Below are 14,916 nucleotides of genomic sequence, written 5' to 3'. Positions count from 1 at the left end.
CGGGTGCTCGCCTACATCATCGGGGTGGTGCTCTTCGCGCTGGGGATCTGCGTCTCCGTCGCGTTGCACGAGGCCGGCCACATGATCACCGCGAAGGCCTTCGGCATGAAGGTCCGCCGGTACTTCGTGGGCTTCGGGCCCACGGTGTTCTCGTGGCGCCGCGGGGAGACCGAATACGGCCTGAAGTGGATCCCGCTCGGCGGGTTCTGCGACATCGCGGGCATGACGGCGCTCGACGAGGTGACGCCGGACGAGGCGCCGCGCGCGATGTGGCGGTTCAAGACCTGGAAGCGCACCGTCGTGATGTCCGCCGGGTCCATCACGCACTTCATCCTCGGCTTCGTCGTGCTCTACCTGATGGCCGTGACGATGGGGCTGCCGAACCTGACCCCCGCGGACACCTCGCCGGTGCTGGCGTCGACGTCGTGCGCGCGGGCGGCGACGACCGAGGAGCAGGCCAAGGCCACCGACTGCCCGCCGGGTGCCGTGCGGCCGGCCGAGGCCGCCGGGCTGCGGGCCGGCGACAAGATCCTCGCCGTCGGCGGCAAGCCGGTCGCGAGCTGGACCGAGATGCTCGCCGCCGTGCAGGCCACCAAGGGCCGCACCGAGTTCGACGTCCAGCGCGGCGACCAGCGGCTCGCGCTCGTCGTCGACGTGCCCCAGGTGCAGCGCTGGACCAGCGCCGGCGTGAAGACGGTCGGCATGATCGGCGCCTCCCCGAAGCAGCCCGCCGTGACCACCCAGTACGGCCCGGTCGCCGCGGTCGGCGCGACGTTCGGCTTCACCGGCACGATGTTCTCCGAGACGGCGCAGCGGCTCGTCGAGTTCCCCCAGCGCATCCCGGCCGTGGTCACCGCGATCTTCGGCGGCGAGCGCGACCCGAACACCCCGGTCAGCGTCGTCGGCGCGAGCCGGATCGGCGGCGAGGCCGTCGAGCAGGGCATCTGGGTGCTGTTCTTCTTCCTGCTGGCCAGCCTCAACTTCTTCATCGGCGTGTTCAACCTGCTGCCGCTGCTCCCGCTCGACGGCGGGCACATCGCGGTGGTCTGGTACGAGCGCGTCCGCGACTGGATCCGGGGCCTGCGCGGCAAGGCGGCGGGCGGTCCCGTCGACTACACGAAGCTGTCCGGGATCACGATGGTGCTGGTGCTCATCGGGGGTGCGGTGACGCTACTCACGGTGACAGCGGACATCGTCAACCCGATTCGTCTGCAGTAGTGCCCCGCCACGGAGGGGTTCCGGCCCCTCCGCGGTGGGTGGCGCCGGGCGTAATACTGCTCACCGTGACGGTTGACTTGGTGAAGGTGGCCCGGTCGGGGTAGGTACGCTGGAGGCCGTGACCGTCGCACTCGGTATGCCAGCCCTGCCCCCGCCCGTCCTCTCCGAGCGCCGCAAGACCCGCCAGCTCCAGGTGGGCCCGGTCGGCGTCGGCAGCGACTTCCCGATCTCCGTCCAGTCGATGACGACGACGCTCACCTCCGACGTCAACGCGACGCTGCAGCAGATCGCCGAGCTGACCGCCGCGGGCTGCGACATCGTCCGCGTCGCGTGCCCGTCGGCCGACGACGCCGAGGCGCTGCCCGCGATCGCGAAGAAGTCGCAGATCCCGGTGATCGCGGACATCCACTTCCAGCCGAAGTACGTCTTCGCCGCCATCGAGGCCGGCTGCGCCGCGGTGCGCGTCAACCCGGGCAACATCCGGAAGTTCGACGACCAGGTCAAGGAGATTGCGCAGGCCGCGAAGGACCACGGCACGCCGATCCGGATCGGCGTCAACGCCGGCTCGCTGGACAAGCGGATCATGGACAAGTACGGCAAGGCGACCCCGGAAGCGCTGGCCGAGTCCGCGCTGTGGGAGGCGTCGCTGTTCGCCGAACACGACTTCCACGACATCAAGATCTCCGTGAAGCACAACGACCCCGTAGTCATGGTGCGTGCGTACGAACTGCTGGCCGAGCAGTGCGACTACCCGCTGCACCTCGGCGTCACCGAGGCGGGCCCGGCGTTCCAGGGCACGATCAAGTCGGCCGTCGCGTTCGGCGCGCTGCTGCGCCAGGGCATCGGTGACACGATCCGCGTCTCGCTGTCCGCGCCGCCGGTCGAAGAGGTCAAGGTCGGCGCGCAGATCCTGCAGTCGCTGAACCTGCGCCCGCGCAAGCTGGAGATCGTGTCGTGCCCGTCGTGCGGGCGCGCGCAGGTGGACGTCTACACCCTCGCCGACCAGGTCACCGCCGGGCTCGAGGGCATGGAGATCCCGCTGCGCGTGGCCGTCATGGGCTGCGTCGTCAACGGCCCGGGCGAGGCCCGCGAGGCCGACCTGGGCGTCGCCTCGGGCAACGGCAAGGGCCAGATCTTCGTCAAGGGCGAGGTCATCAAGACCGTGCCCGAGCACGCGATCGTCGAGACGCTCATCGAAGAGGCCATGCGCATCGCCGAAGAGTCGGGGGAGTCCCTCGGCGAGGGTGCTCCGGTCGTCACCGCTGGCTGAGCTGCTCCCGGACGACGTCCTCGAGGCGTCGTCCGTCGTGGCCAACAACGCGATGAACCGCGACCGGCGGCTGGCCGGTCGTGACGGGTATTCGCGGGTCCTCGGCTTCGACATCCCGGGCCTGCCGCCGGGCGCGCGGTGGCTGGATCTCTGCTGCGGCAGCGGGCGCGCGCTCCTCGACGCGGCGGTGACCCGGCCGGACCTGGACATCACCGGTGTCGACCTGGCCGGGTCCTTCGCGGCGGCCGGGCCCGTGCGGTTCGAGACCGCGTCGATCACGACGTGGGTGCCCGCGGGCCGGTTCGACCTCGTGACCTGCGTGCACGGGTTGCACTACGTCGGCGACAAGCTCGGCGCGCTGCTGCGGGCGGTGTCGTGGCTGAGCGAGGACGGCGTGTTCGTGGCGAACTTCGACGCCGCCGGCGTCCGCCTGCCGGGTGGCGCGCGACGGCTGCTCCCGGCCTTGCGCGCAGCGGGCTTCACCTATGACGCGCGGGCTCGCCGCATCCGTCGTCAGGGCCACTTCACCGGCACGCTGCCGTTCCGCTACCTCGGCGCGGACGACCGGGCCGGCCCGAACTACACCGGCCAGCCCGCCGTCCACTCCTACTACGAATCAGCCCTGTAGGTGGTGCTGCGCGGCGTCCCGGATCTGCAGGCGGACGTTCTCCAGCGCGGCGGCGACCTCGTCGATCTGCTGCGCGGCGAGCTGGATGGAGCCCTGGATCGCGGTCGCGGTCGACGTCTCCCCGAGCAGGCCGAGCACCTGGGCCTGCAGGTCTTCGAGGTCGCTCTTGGTGGCGAGCGCGATGCCGGTGGGCACCTGGTCGGCGAGCAGCTCCAGCTGCTGCGCCTGCTCCTGGATCGTCATCGGGTGTTCCTTCCGCGGTGGGGGACGCACCCTCCGTGTTATCAGAACCGGAACTGTCGGTGGTGACGTTTACGCTGGCATTCGTGACCGTGACCTGGGCTGTTCACGAGCCGCACCCCGTGGTGCGGCCCCTGGTCACGCGCTATGTCGGATACGCGCAGGACGAGGTGACGCTGCCGGTCCACCGCGGCCTGCCGTCCCGGCACGTGACGCTGGTCATCAGCCTGGCCGGGCCGGTCCGGATGGCCGGGCGCAGCCTGCAGGCGCTGGTCGGCGGCCTGCACACGCGCGCGGTCCTGATCCGGCAGGACCGCACGCAGGAAGGGCTGCAGCTGGAGCTCGACCCGCTGGGCGTGCGCACGCTGTTCGGCGTCACGGCGGCGGAGCTGAGCGGCGAGGTGGCCGATCTGGCCGAGTTCGGCCTGGGCTCGCTGCCGGACCGGCTGCGCTCGGTGCCGACGTGGAGCGAGCGGTTCGCGCTGCTCGACGACGTCTTGGCGGCCCGGGCGGTCTCGCCAGTGGCACCGGCGCCCGAGCTGGGGGAGGCGTGGCGGCGGATGCGCGGCGCCGACGGCCAGGTCCGCGTCGCGGAGTTGGCCGGCGAAGTGGGCTGGAGCCGCCGTCACCTGAGCGAACGGTTCCGCGCGGAGCTGGGCCTGCCCCCGAAGCAGGTGGCGCGGGTGCTGCGGTTCGAGCGCGCCGGGCGGCTGCTGCGCACCGGGCAGACGGACCTGGCGCGCTTGGCCGTCGAGTGCGGGTACTACGACCAGGCGCACCTGACGAACGAGTGGCGCGCGCTGGCCGGGTGCACGCCGGGCACGTGGATCGCCGAGGAGCTCCCGTTCCTCCAAGACGAGGAGGTGGCGGCCGGGCAAGACTCGCCGGTATGACTCCTCAGCCGAACGTTTGGCCCGCCCTGCGCTACGACGACGCCCCGGCGGCGGTCCGCTTCCTGGTCGACGTCGTGGGCTTCACCGAGGCGCTGGTGGTGCCCGACGGCGACCTGATCGCGCACGCCGAGCTGCGCTGGCCCGAGGGCGGCGCGGTGATGCTGGGCAGCGTCCGCCCGCCGGACGGCGTCCACGACGCGATGAAGCCCGGCACGGGCGCGGTGTACGTGGTGTCGGACGAGGTGGACGAAATCCACGAGCGCGCGAAGGCTGCGGGCGCGGAGATCACGGCCAAGCTGGCGGACACCGACTACGGCTCCCACACGTTCAGCCTCCGCGACCCGGAGGGCAACGCCTGGACGTTCGGCACCTACCGCGGCGCTCCCTGATCGCCCCGGCGTCGCGGGTCAGCCCACCGACCGCTCGAACGTGGCCAGCAGGCCCTCCACTCCGCCGGGCCCGACGCGGCCCTTCACCTCCGCCGAGGTGATGGCCTTCAGCTGCCACCCGTCGACCGCGTGGTCGTCCGGGAGCTTCTCGGGCTTGCCGCCGACGAGCTTTTCGCGGACTTCGACGACCTTGTCCGTGAACCGCTGCATGCGCCGGATTCCGCCCGCGGACCCTTCATCCCAGCGTGTCGGCGGGCTCGCGTTCCGTTTGCGAGCCGAATCTGGCACCCTGGAGCGCGTGTTGCGGCTTGCAGGTGCACGGCTGCTCGATGATCGGGACTATCCGGCGGTCCGTGCCGCGCTCGCCGCCGACCCGGTGGGCAGCTGCATGGTCAGCGCCCGGGTCGAGGCCGCGGGCCTCGACCCGTGGCGGCTCGGTGGTGAGCTCTGGGCTGCCGACAGCCGACCGGTCCGCGCCGGCCGGCTCCAAGGGCTGTGCTTTTCCGGCCCCAACCTCATCCCGCTCCGCGGCAACGCGCCCGCGTTGCGCTCCTTCGCCGACCGTGCCCTGCGGAGACAGAGAACCTGCTCCTCGCTGGTCGGCCCGGCCGAACAGGTCCTCGGCCTGTGGGACGAGCTCGCCGACGAGTGGGGTCCGGCCCGCGAAGTCCGCGACGACCAGCCGTTGATGGCGCTGGACAGCACCCCGCTCGTCAAGGCCGACCCGCTGGTCCGGCCCGTCCGGCCCGACGAGCTGGAGCGCTACCTGCCCGCGGCCGTCGCGATGTTCATCGAAGAGGTCGGCGTCGACCCCCGCAGCGGCGACGGCGGCGCCAGCTACCGCGCCCGCGTCACCGAGCTGATCGGCGCCGGGCGCGCGTTCGCCCGGTTCGAGAACGGCGAAGTCGTCTTCAAGGCCGAGATCGGCGCCATGTCCGCGACCGTCGGCCAGATCCAAGGGGTCTGGGTGCACCCGGACCGCCGCGGCGACGGCCTGGGCACCGCCGGCACCGCCGCCGTCGTGAACCGGCTCGTGAAAGGCCTGGGCCGCACCGCGAGCCTGTATGTTAACGCGTTCAACACCCCCGCCCTCGCGGCCTACCGCAAGATCGGCTTCCAGCAGGTCGGCCAGTACGCGACGGTGCTCTTCTAGCCACTCTTCCGTGGCGGCGTTTCGAGGCCGTCACAGCGCGCTGACCAGGCATTATCTCGCCATGAGTGCACGTCGGCGCCGTGGTGCGCTCGCGGTGCTGCTGCTCGCCGCCGCGACCACGGCCGGGTGCTCGGGCGACAGCCCCGAGGACGCCCTCTCGGCCTTCCTCGACGCCTTCGCGTCCGGGGACATCGCCGCCGCGGCGGCGAACACCGACTCGCCGGACGCCGCCAAGACCGTGTTGTCCCAGGTCCGCGGCGTGCTCGAACCCGAGTCGCTGGACGTCGACGACGAAGCGGTGAAGGAGCCGGCCGACGGCGACACCGTCACGGCCGGCTACCAGCTCACCTGGCACCTGCCGCACGGCCGCACCTGGAGCTACCGCGCCGACGCCCAGCTGCGCGCGGCCGAGAACGGCTGGCAGGTGCACTGGCAGCCGACGGTCGTGCACCCGCAGCTGGCCGTCGGCCAGACCCTCGGCCTGGTGCCGCAGCCGCCCGAGACCGCGCCGGTCCTCGACCGCGACGGCGTGCCGCTGATGCGCCCGCAGACCGTGGTCGGCGTGGTCGTCGACCCGCAGAAGACCGGCAACGCGACCGCGGTCGCCGGGTCGCTCGCCAAGGCGCTGCACCGGTACGAGCCGTCGGTCACCGGCCGCTCGGTGCTCGACGGGATGAGCAAGACCAAGCCCGGCGACGCCTACTCGGTGATCACCCTGCGGGCCGGGGACTACCAGCGCGTCAAGCCGGTGATCTACGACCTGCCCGGCGTCCGGTTCGCCAGCCAGGAGCGGCTGCTGCCGGTCGCGCGCGGCTCCGGGCAGCAGGTCCTCCCCGGCATCCGCGCCCTGGTCGAGCAGCAGCTGGCCGGGGCGGCGGGCTGGCGGATCGTCACCCGGGACGTCACCGGCGGCGAGGTTTCGGAGCTGCGGGCCGAGCCGCCGCGGCCGTCACCCGCGGTCACCAGCACGCTCAGCGCGAAGATCCAGGACGCCGCCGAGAAGGCGCTGGACACCGAGCAGTACCCGGCGGCTCTGGTGGCGATCCAGCCCTCGAGCGGCGACATCCTCGCCGTGGCGCAGAACCAGGCCGCCGACGACGAAGGCTCGCTGGCCCTGGCCGGCCGCTTCCCGCCGGGGTCGACGTTCAAGATCGTCACGGCGGCGGCCGCGCTGGCGACCGGGGACGTCGACGCCGGCAGCCCGGTCGACTGCCCCGGCACCACGACGGTCGAGAACCGCGTGATCCCCAACGAAGGCCGGTTCGACCTCGGGCGCGTCCCCCTGAAGACGGCGTTCGCCCGCTCGTGCAACACGACCTTCGCCCGGCTCGCCGCGGGGCTCCCGGCGTCGGCGCTCACCGACGCCGCGCGCTCGTTCGGGATCGGCGCCGACTTCGTCGTCCCCGGCCTGACCACGGTCACCGGGGCCGTCCCGGCCAGCGACTCGGCCGTCCAGCGCGCGGAGAACGGCTTCGGCCAGGGCACGGTGGTGACCAGCCCGTTCGGCATGGCGCTGGCGGCGGCGACCGTGCAGGCCGGGAAGGTGCCGACGCCGTCGCTGGTCAAGGGGATGCCCGCGGCCACGAACAACGTCGGTGACGCGCCGTCGGACGACGTCCTCGGCGCGCTGCGCGACATGATGCGCGAGGTCGTCACGTCGGGCACCGCGACCGGGCTGCGGGACATCCCCGACGTCGCGGGCAAGACGGGGACCGCCCAGTTCGGCGACGGCTCCCGCTCGCACGGCTGGTTCGTCGGCTACCGGGGCGACCTGGCGTTCGCCGTGCTGCTGACCGAAGCGGGCTCGTCCAAACCGGCGGTGCAGGCCGCCCACCGGTTCCTGGCGGCGGTCGGCTGACCCGGCCGTCGTAAGGTGGAGGCATGTCCGTTCGTGCCCCGCTCGTTCCCGGCGTCCAGACGCCGCGCCGTGACGTCCCCAGTTCGATCGCCCGTCCCGAGTACGTGGACAAGCCGGCGCCGAAGCGGGACACCGGAAGCGGCGTGCGCACGCCCGAGGTGATCGAGGCGATGCGGGTCGCGAGCCGGATCGCGGCACAGGCCCTGGAGGAGGGCGGCAAGGCCGTCAAGCCGGGCGCCACCACCGACGACATCGACAAGGTGGTGCACGAGTTCCTGCTCGACCACCACGCCTACCCCTCGACGCTGGGCTACCGCCGGTTCCCGAAGTCGTGCTGCACCTCGCTCAACGAGGTGATCTGCCACGGCATCCCGGACTCGACGGTGATCGAGGACGGCGACATCTGCAACATCGACGTCACCGCCTACATCGGCGGCGTGCACGGCGACACGAACGCGACGTTCCTGGCCGGCGACGTCTCGGAGGAGGCCCGCCTGCTGGTGGAGCGCACCCGCGAGGCGACGCTGCGGGCGATCAAGGCGGTCCGGCCGGGCCGTCAGCTCAACGTCATCGGCCGGGTCATCGAGTCCTACGCCAAGCGCTTCGGCTACGGCGTGGTCCGCGACTTCACGGGCCACGGCGTCGGCCCGGCGTTCCACACGCCGCCGACGGTGCTGCACTACGAGGAACCCTCGGTGGAGACGGTGATCGAGGAGGGCATGACCTTCACGATCGAGCCGATGATCACCCTGGGCACCATCGACTACGACATCTGGCCGGACGACTGGACCGTCACCACGAAGGACAAGAAGTGGACGGCCCAGTTCGAGCACACCCTCGTGGTGACCGCGGACGGCAGCGAAATCCTCACCCTCCCCTGACCCCCACGCCGTGTCGACCCCGCAATCACGCGTGTCGACCCCCGGATCACCGGGGCCGCCGGCGGACCGGCCGGGCTCCGGTGATGGAGGAGCCGACACGCGTGACTGGGAGGTCGACACGCGTGATCAGAGCGACGACACGGCCTCAGTGGCTCGTGGCTCGCTTGTAGCAGCGCACCGAGAGCGGCACGAAGACCACCAGCAGCACCACGATCCACAGCACCGAAGCCAGCACGGCGTGCTGCATCGGCCAGACGTCGTGCACCGGCAACGTGGCGCTCGTGTTGCCGAACAGCTCCCGCGCCGCCTGCGTGATCGCCGAGACCGGGTTCCAGTCCGCGACCACGCGCAATGGCGTGGGCAGCCGGGCGCTGTCGACGAACGTGTTGGCCAGGAACGTCAGCGGGAAAATGGCCACGCTCGCGACGTTGTTGAACACCTCGGGCTTGCGCACGGCCAGGCCGAGCGTTCCCATCACCCACGACAGCGCGTACGCGAAGGCCAGCAGCAGGAGCACGCCGCCCAGTGCCTCGAAGACGCCGGTGTGGATGCGCCAGCCGACCAGCAGCCCCACGAGACCCATGATGAGCAGGCTCGTCACGTTGAGGATCAGGTCCGCCGTGGTCCGTCCGACCAGCACCGCGGCCGGGGACATCGGCAGTGAGCGGAACCGGTCGATGATGCCCTTCTGGAGGTCGTCGGTCAGCCCGTAGCCGGTGACGATGCTGCCCATCGCCACGGCCAGGGTGAAGATCCCCGGCAGCATGAACTCCCGGTACGACATGCCGGGGATGTCGATCACGCTGCCGAACACGAACCCGAACAACAGCACGAACATCACGGGCATGAACACGATCGACCCGAGCAGGTCCATCGAGCGCAGGATCTTGATCGAGTTGCGCTTGGCGACGGTGACGCCGTCGGTCACGGCCAGCTGTACCGCGTTCATCACACGGCCTCCTTCACGTCGTGTCCGTTCAGGGAAAGGAAAACGTCGTCGAGGGTGGGGCGGCGGACCCCGACGTCGCGGACGTCGACGCCGTCGGCGGCCAGCAGCGCCAGTGCCTCGGTAAGCGCTTTCGCGCCGTGGGTCACGGGCACGGTGAGCCGGAAGCCCTCGGCCTGCGGCTCGCCGTTGGCCAGGCGGGCGAGGGCCCGCTGCGCGAACCCGACGTCGGCGTGGGAGCCGACGGTCAGCTCGATCCGCTCGCCGCCGACCAGGTCCTTGAGCTCGTCGGCGGTGCCGCGGGCGATGACGCGCCCGTGGTCGACGACGGCGATGCTGTCGGCCAGCCGGTCGGCCTCTTCCAGGTACTGCGTGGTGAGCAGCAGCGTGGTGCCGCCCGCGACGAGCTCGGTGATGACGTCCCACAACTCGGTGCGGGCCCGCGGGTCGAGCCCGGTCGTGGGCTCGTCGAGGAACAGCACCGGCGGGTTCGCGACGAGCGCGCCGGCCAGGTCGAGCCGGCGCCGCATGCCGCCGGAGTAGCCTTTGACCGGGCGGTCCGCGGCGTCGGCGAGGCTGAACCGGGCCAGCAGCTCCCGGCCGCGCGCCTTGGCCCGCTTGGTGCCCAGGTGGTAGAGCCGCCCGACCATCTCGAGGTTCTCGGCGCCGGTCAGCTCCTGGTCGACGGCGGCGTACTGCCCCGACGCGCCGATGCGCGAACGCAGCTCGTGCGCGTCCCGCACGACGTCCAGCCCGGCGACGGTCGCTCTCCCCGCGTCCGGTTTCTGCAGCGTCGTGAGGATCTGGACGGTCGTGGTCTTGCCGGCCCCGTTCGGCCCGAGCACGCCGAGCACCGTCCCCTCGGGCACCCGCAGGTCCATCCCGTCGAGCGCGGTGACCTTCCCGTACTTCTTGACCAGTCCCTCGGCCACGATGGCGTCTGGCATGGATTTCCCCTTTTCCGTGTGGAGTTTCAGGCGCGGCGGATGACGATGTCGCCGGTGTAGGTGTGGGCCTTGACCTCGACCGTCTCGGTGCTGCCGCCGGGTCCCTCGGAGGCGGTGAGCGAGTTGAGGACGGTGCCGGTCAGCGAGTTGAGCTCGAGCCACGCGGCGCTGCCTTCGCGGATGCCGACCTCGATCTCGCCGACGGCCGTTTCGAGGACGACCCGGTCGCGGATGACCTCGTTGACGCGGATGTCGCCCGCCGCGGTTTTGGCGTTGACGCCCGCGTGGGCGAGGCCGACCAGGATGTCGCCGTTGGCGGTGGAGACCCGCAGGTCGCCGGTGACCTCGCCGACGCGGGTCTCGCCGTTGGAGTTCTTGACCACGGCCGAGCCGTCGATCTCGCGGATCCGCAGCTCGCCGGAGCCGGTGCCGACCTCGGCGTGCCCGGTGGCCCGCTCGACGGTGACGTCGCCGGTCGCGGTGGTCGCCTCGAGCCGGGCGGCCTCGTCGAGGTGGATGTTGCCGACGGAGGTCTTCACGCGGCTTTCCCCGACGCGGCCGCTGATCCGGACGTCCCCCATGGCGGCGGTGGTCCGGACGCGGGAGCCGGCCGGCAGCTCGACCGTGACGTGCAGGGCGCCGCCCTTGCCCCACAGCCGGGTGGTGTACTTCGGGCCCTTGACCAGCAGCTCGCCGTCGGCGAACTCGACGCGGGTCTTGGCGACCGCCTTGACGTCTTCGGGGTCGCCCGGGTCGGCGGGCTCGACCTCGACGGTGGTTTCGGCGCGCTCGCCGGCGAGGATCCGGACGTCGGCGATGCTGACGTCGATCACGGCCGAGATCGGCTCGGGGGTGGCGAAAACGGGCATGGCTGCGCCCTCCTGGGGTGCGTGGGTGGCGTCTCCGCAGGTCGGAGACGTGCGGGTGAGGAACGGGAAGGGCTACTGAACCCAGCCGGTGTACTTCTCGCCGAACACCGACCGGCGTGGCGCCGGACGGCTGCCGGGGCCGAGCGCGGTGCTCGCGGCCCGGACGAGCCAGGCGTTGATCGAGAGCATGTCCCGGTTCGCGGCTTCTTCGACCCGCTGCTTGAGGTGTTCGGGCAGCCGCAGGTTGATCCGCGAGACGGCGCCGTCCTCGGCCTCCGGCGGGGGAGGCGGGGGTTGGTCGGCCGCGGGCTCGGGCGTGGTGGGCAGGGAGACGGCGAACTCGGCTTCACGGCGGCGAAGGCGTACTTCGACGGAGCCGGGGGCGAGGTCGCGGGTGATCTCGTCGGCCGCGGCCGACAGGGCGTCGAGCAGGGTGAGCCGGATCGCCGATTCGAGCGGCGCGGTGAGCCGCTCCGCGAGGGCGACGGCTTCCTCGCCCGCCGCTTCGGCGGCGACCGCGAGCTCCCGGCGGAGTTCGTCCACGAAGGGCGTCAGGTCCATGGCACTACTGTGGCACCACGGTGGTGCCACGACAACCCTGAATTGGCACCCTTAGGGGTCAAGCTTGGCACAAACGCAGGTCAGGAGCGCTCGATGCGCTCCAGGAGCTCGTCCAGGAACCCGCAGGCCTCGGCGGCGGCCCGCTCCGGGTTGCGTTTGGCGATGGCGTCGGCGAGGCCTTCGTGGCCGATTTCGGGCACGTAGTCGACGCCCGGGGTGATGCTCGACGTCGCCGCGACGCTCGCCGTGATGACCTCGGTCAGGCCCCGGTACAGCTCGGTGAGCAGCTGGTTGTGCCCGGCCCGCACGACGGCCAGGTGGAATTCGGCGTCGGTGTGCGCGAAGTCCTCCCAGCGCTTCTCGCGCTGCTCCTGCTCGCGGCGGGCGAGCAGCGACCACAGCTCGGCGACCTCCTCCTGGGTGCGCGACGTCGCGGCCAGGCGGGCGCCTTCGGCCTCCAGGGTGCGCCGGACCTGCAGGATCTCGCGCAGCTCGTCGCCGCAGAGGCGGCGGATCGCGCCCGACACCTCGCTGGTGGCGCGCACGTACGTGCCGTCGCCCTGGCGGACTTCGAGGATGCCGGTGTGCGCGAGCGCGCGCACGGCTTCGCGGACGGTGTTGCGGCCGACGCCGAGCTGGTCGACGAGCTCGGCTTCGGTCGGGATGCGGTCGCCGATGGGCCATTCGCCCTGCGCGACCGCGGTCCGCAGCTGCTCGATGACCTGGTCGACCAGGCCGGCCCGGCGGGTGGTGGCCAGAGGCACAGGATTATCCCTTCATCCAATCATCCTACGTATGCGATAGTAGCGGTCATGCAGGTCGAACACCGTGAATCCGCCCTCGAACCCGAGCTGGACGGCGCCGTCGAGGTCCGGACGCCGGGGGTGGTCGCCGCCGGCGCGCTCTTGGCGGTCGCGGTGGTGCTCACCGCTCTCAACCTGCGCCCGGCCATCACCGGTGTCGGCCCGATGCTCGCCGAAATGCGCGCGGACCTGGGCACGTCGGTGGTCTGGGCGGGCGTGCTCACGACGTTGCCGACGCTCTGCTTCGCCGGTGCCGGGCTGGCCGCGCCGCTGCTCGCGCGCCGGGCCGGGATCGGCGCCGCCATCGCGATCGCGTTGACCGCCCTCGGCGCCGGGCTGGTGCTGCGCGTGCTCGACGGCCCGGCCGTCGTGCTCGGCGGGACGCTCGTCGCCACCGCCGGGATCGCGCTGATCAACGTGCTCATCCCGGTCGTCATCAAGGACTCCTTCCCGGCCCGCATCGGCGTGATGACCGGCGTCTACACCGCAGCGCTGCAGGGCGGCGGCGCGCTCGGGTCCGCCGTGACCCCGCAGCTCGGCGACGCGTTCGGCGGCTGGCGCCCGGCGCTGGGCTCGTGGGCGGTGGTGGCCGTGGTCGCCCTCGTGGCGTGGATTCTCGCAGCCCGCGGCACCGGCCGGGCACCGCGTCACGCCGATGCCGCCGACGCCGGCCGGTCGCTGCTGCGCAACCGGCTCGCCTGGATCGTCACGATCTTCTTCGGGCTGCAGGCCTTCTACGCCTACGCGGCGATGGGCTGGTTCCCGCAGGTGCTGATGGACGCCGGGGTGCCGCGCGACGAGGCCGGGCTGTTGTTCGGCCTGGTCTCGCTGATCGCCGTGCCGATCAGCCTCGTCGTCGCGCCGATGGCCGCCCGCCAGCGCGGGCAGGGCCGGTGGATCGTCACGCTCGGCGTGTTCGGCTTCGCCGGGACGGCCGGGCTGATGCTGGCCCCGGAGTGGTCGCCGCTGCTGTGGAGCCTGCTGGTCGGGCTCGGGATGAGCGTGTTCTCGCTGGCCCTGACGGTGATCGCGCTGCGCGCCCGGACCGGTGCCGACACCGCGCGGCTGTCCGGCATGGCGCAGGGCTTCGGCTACCTCTTCGCCGCGCTGGGGCCGTTCCTGTTCGGCCTGCTGCACGACGTCGCGGGCGGCTGGCCGGTGCCGCTCGGGATGCTGCTGGCGTTGCTGCTGGTCCAGATGGTGTTCGGCGCGCTGGCCGGCCGCCGCCGGTTCGTCTGATTCTTAACTGTTAACGCCGTTCGTCCCCGGCAGCCCGGCTTAAGATCACCGGGTGGCCGTGCCGGCGCCGGACCTGCGGACGTTGCTGCGCGAGGGGCCGTTCGACGCGGCCCTGCGCGCGGCGATCCGTGCTCGCGGGCTGAGCCTCGACCGGCTGCGCGAGCACCTGCGCGCCCGCGGTGTCACGGTGACGACGGCGACGCTGAGCTACTGGCAGTCCGGCCGGAGCCGCCCCGAACGGCGGGATTCGGTGCGCGGGCTGGGGCAGCTCGAGGCCGTTCTCGACGTGCCGGAGGGTTCGCTCGCCGCGCTGCTCGGCCCGCCGCGGGCGCGCCGGTCCGCGCCCGCGGAGATCGGCCGCTTCTGGCCCGACGGGCGGCGCATCGACGCCGCGGTGTCCGATGTGGACACTCGCTGGGACGAGCGGCTGACCCGGCTCAGCCAGCACGACGTCGTCCTCGTCGGCCCCGATCGCGAAGAGCTGGAGATCCGGTCGCGGCAGGTGCTGCGCGCGGAAGCCGACGGCCCGGACCGGTGGGTGGTGATCCTGCACCTCGACGAGCACGACCGGCCGCTGCCGGAACTGCGCGGGCTGCGCGGCTGCCGTCCCGGTCGCCGGGTGCTCCGGCCGGAAGACGGCCTCCTCGTCGTCGAACTGCTCTTCGGCCGGCCGCTCCGGCGTGGCGAAACCGTCCTGACCGAACACACGCTCGTGAATCGCGCGCCGCATCCGGTCGCGACGAACTACGAACGGAAGTTCCGGCTCCCGGTCCGCGAATACGTGCTCGAAATCCGCTTCTCGCCCGGCGCGGTCCCGCCGGCGTGCCGCCGGTTCGCCGAACCCAGCGAGGAAACCGACGTCGTCCCGGAAGCCGATGCGGTGCACGGAGTCGCGCTCAACTTCGGACCCGGCCGGTACGGTTTCGAATGGGACTGGCCCGCCAGTTAACTGTTAAGGACCTGCGGATCTTCAATTCGCTCCGCCGCGCGTTTTACGGTCAGCGCACTCCACTCGCCGATC

The 14,916-nt window shown here is 72.0% G+C and carries 17 protein-coding genes; 10 read left to right on the top strand and 7 right to left on the bottom strand.

From position 1 onward, the window contains the following. Positions 1-3: 3 nt before the first annotated feature. The 3 genes from ACWEN0_RS18055 (at position 4) to ACWEN0_RS18045 (ending at position 3,116) form a co-directional block, all read left to right on the top strand. Complete coding sequence (locus ACWEN0_RS18055) at positions 4-1,218, top strand: M50 family metallopeptidase (protein WP_451974493.1); 1,215 nt, start codon at positions 4-6, stop codon at positions 1,216-1,218. A gap of 118 nt (positions 1,219-1,336) precedes the next feature. Next, a complete protein-coding gene (gene ispG, locus ACWEN0_RS18050; RefSeq protein ID WP_451974491.1) occupies positions 1,337-2,488 on the top strand; it encodes a flavodoxin-dependent (E)-4-hydroxy-3-methylbut-2-enyl-diphosphate synthase in 1,152 nt (383 codons plus the stop codon). Continuing rightward, the gene (locus tag ACWEN0_RS18045; RefSeq protein WP_451974489.1) at positions 2,463-3,116 is read left to right on the top strand and encodes a class I SAM-dependent methyltransferase; all 654 of its coding nucleotides are present in this window, start codon (positions 2,463-2,465) and stop codon (positions 3,114-3,116) included. Before ispG ends, ACWEN0_RS18045 begins: the two co-directional genes overlap by 26 nt. Here ACWEN0_RS18045 and ACWEN0_RS18040 read toward each other — a convergent pair. Further along, entirely contained in the window at positions 3,105-3,359 is a 255-nt protein-coding gene (locus tag ACWEN0_RS18040; protein ID WP_086683462.1) for a hypothetical protein, read from the bottom strand. The two genes, ACWEN0_RS18045 and ACWEN0_RS18040, sit on opposite strands and share 12 nt — an antisense overlap. 83 nt (positions 3,360-3,442) lie before the next feature. On the opposite strand from ACWEN0_RS18040, the gene ACWEN0_RS18035 reads away from it, so the two are divergent. Both ACWEN0_RS18035 and ACWEN0_RS18030 read left to right on the top strand, forming a co-directional pair. After that, positions 3,443-4,249: a helix-turn-helix domain-containing protein gene (locus ACWEN0_RS18035; RefSeq protein ID WP_451974487.1), complete on the top strand. Its 807-nt coding sequence runs from the start codon at positions 3,443-3,445 to the stop codon at positions 4,247-4,249. Further along, entirely contained in the window at positions 4,246-4,638 is a 393-nt protein-coding gene (locus ACWEN0_RS18030; protein WP_451974485.1) for a VOC family protein, read from the top strand. Before ACWEN0_RS18035 ends, ACWEN0_RS18030 begins: the two co-directional genes overlap by 4 nt. Before the next feature lie 18 nt (positions 4,639-4,656). Here ACWEN0_RS18030 and ACWEN0_RS18025 read toward each other — a convergent pair whose 3' ends face one another. Beyond that, positions 4,657-4,848: a DUF4177 domain-containing protein gene (locus ACWEN0_RS18025; RefSeq protein ID WP_451974483.1), complete on the bottom strand. Its 192-nt coding sequence runs from the start codon at positions 4,846-4,848 to the stop codon at positions 4,657-4,659. Positions 4,849-4,936: 88 nt separating this feature from the next. Here ACWEN0_RS18025 and ACWEN0_RS18020 point away from each other — a divergent pair, with 88 nt between their 5' ends. The 3 genes from ACWEN0_RS18020 to map all read left to right on the top strand — a co-directional run bounded on the left by ACWEN0_RS18020 (position 4,937) and on the right by map (position 8,530). Beyond that, complete coding sequence (locus tag ACWEN0_RS18020) at positions 4,937-5,791, top strand: GNAT family N-acetyltransferase (RefSeq protein ID WP_451974481.1); 855 nt, start codon at positions 4,937-4,939, stop codon at positions 5,789-5,791. Positions 5,792-5,852: 61 nt separating this feature from the next. Continuing rightward, the gene (locus tag ACWEN0_RS18015; protein ID WP_451974479.1) at positions 5,853-7,649 is read left to right on the top strand and encodes a penicillin-binding transpeptidase domain-containing protein; all 1,797 of its coding nucleotides are present in this window, start codon (positions 5,853-5,855) and stop codon (positions 7,647-7,649) included. 23 nt (positions 7,650-7,672) lie between these two features. Then, entirely contained in the window at positions 7,673-8,530 is an 858-nt protein-coding gene (map, locus tag ACWEN0_RS18010) for a type I methionyl aminopeptidase (protein WP_451974477.1), read from the top strand. Between the two features lie 145 nt (positions 8,531-8,675). Here the strand turns inward: map and ACWEN0_RS18005 are convergent, their stop codons facing one another. The 5 genes from ACWEN0_RS18005 to ACWEN0_RS17985 form a co-directional block, all read right to left on the bottom strand. Continuing rightward, on the bottom strand, positions 8,676-9,479 hold the full coding sequence (locus ACWEN0_RS18005; RefSeq protein WP_451974475.1) for an ABC transporter permease: 804 nt from the start codon (positions 9,477-9,479) through the stop codon (positions 8,676-8,678). Further along, positions 9,479-10,423, bottom strand: coding sequence for an ATP-binding cassette domain-containing protein (locus ACWEN0_RS18000; RefSeq protein ID WP_451974473.1), 945 nt, complete (start codon positions 10,421-10,423; stop codon positions 9,479-9,481). The genes ACWEN0_RS18005 and ACWEN0_RS18000 overlap by 1 nt, the downstream gene beginning before the upstream one ends. 26 nt (positions 10,424-10,449) lie before the next feature. Then, positions 10,450-11,292: a DUF4097 family beta strand repeat-containing protein gene (locus ACWEN0_RS17995; RefSeq protein ID WP_451974471.1), complete on the bottom strand. Its 843-nt coding sequence runs from the start codon at positions 11,290-11,292 to the stop codon at positions 10,450-10,452. Positions 11,293-11,364: 72 nt separating this feature from the next. Next, positions 11,365-11,853 carry a hypothetical protein gene (locus ACWEN0_RS17990; protein WP_451974469.1) on the bottom strand — a complete coding sequence of 163 codons (489 nt, stop codon included), beginning with the start codon at positions 11,851-11,853 and terminating at the stop codon, positions 11,365-11,367. Positions 11,854-11,933: 80 nt separating this feature from the next. After that, entirely contained in the window at positions 11,934-12,617 is a 684-nt protein-coding gene (locus ACWEN0_RS17985) for a FadR/GntR family transcriptional regulator (RefSeq protein WP_451974467.1), read from the bottom strand. A gap of 48 nt (positions 12,618-12,665) precedes the next feature. Between ACWEN0_RS17985 and ACWEN0_RS17980 the strand changes: the two genes are divergently transcribed. After that, positions 12,666-13,895 (top strand): CynX/NimT family MFS transporter, encoded by a 1,230-nt coding sequence (locus ACWEN0_RS17980; RefSeq protein WP_451974465.1) that lies wholly within the window; start codon positions 12,666-12,668, stop codon positions 13,893-13,895. A 52-nt stretch (positions 13,896-13,947) separates the two neighbouring features. Continuing rightward, the gene (locus ACWEN0_RS17975; RefSeq protein ID WP_451974463.1) at positions 13,948-14,844 is read left to right on the top strand and encodes an XRE family transcriptional regulator; all 897 of its coding nucleotides are present in this window, start codon (positions 13,948-13,950) and stop codon (positions 14,842-14,844) included. The last annotated feature ends 72 nt before the right edge of the window (positions 14,845-14,916 follow it).

The sequence above is a fragment of the Amycolatopsis sp. NPDC004378 genome (assembly GCF_053602455.1).
Note: the sequence above shows the minus strand (reverse complement) of the source record. Positions and strands in the feature narration are given on the sequence as shown.

What these genes read in the sequence shown, in the direction of transcription:
- ACWEN0_RS18040 (WP_086683462.1), bottom strand. Translation starts at nt 3,359, where the DNA reads ATGACGATCCAGGAGCAGGCGCAGCAGCTGGAGCTGCTCGCCGACCAG.
- ACWEN0_RS18030 (WP_451974485.1), top strand. Translation starts at nt 4,246, where the DNA reads ATGACTCCTCAGCCGAACGTTTGGCCCGCCCTGCGCTACGACGACGCC.
- ACWEN0_RS18025 (WP_451974483.1), bottom strand. Translation starts at nt 4,848, where the DNA reads ATGCAGCGGTTCACGGACAAGGTCGTCGAAGTCCGCGAAAAGCTCGTC.
- ACWEN0_RS18015 (WP_451974479.1), top strand. Translation starts at nt 5,853, where the DNA reads ATGAGTGCACGTCGGCGCCGTGGTGCGCTCGCGGTGCTGCTGCTCGCC.
- map (WP_451974477.1), top strand. Translation starts at nt 7,673, where the DNA reads ATGTCCGTTCGTGCCCCGCTCGTTCCCGGCGTCCAGACGCCGCGCCGT.
- ACWEN0_RS18005 (WP_451974475.1), bottom strand. Translation starts at nt 9,479, where the DNA reads ATGAACGCGGTACAGCTGGCCGTGACCGACGGCGTCACCGTCGCCAAG.
- ACWEN0_RS18000 (WP_451974473.1), bottom strand. Translation starts at nt 10,423, where the DNA reads ATGCCAGACGCCATCGTGGCCGAGGGACTGGTCAAGAAGTACGGGAAG.
- ACWEN0_RS17995 (WP_451974471.1), bottom strand. Translation starts at nt 11,292, where the DNA reads ATGCCCGTTTTCGCCACCCCCGAGCCGATCTCGGCCGTGATCGACGTC.
- ACWEN0_RS17990 (WP_451974469.1), bottom strand. Translation starts at nt 11,853, where the DNA reads ATGGACCTGACGCCCTTCGTGGACGAACTCCGCCGGGAGCTCGCGGTC.
- ACWEN0_RS17980 (WP_451974465.1), top strand. Translation starts at nt 12,666, where the DNA reads ATGCAGGTCGAACACCGTGAATCCGCCCTCGAACCCGAGCTGGACGGC.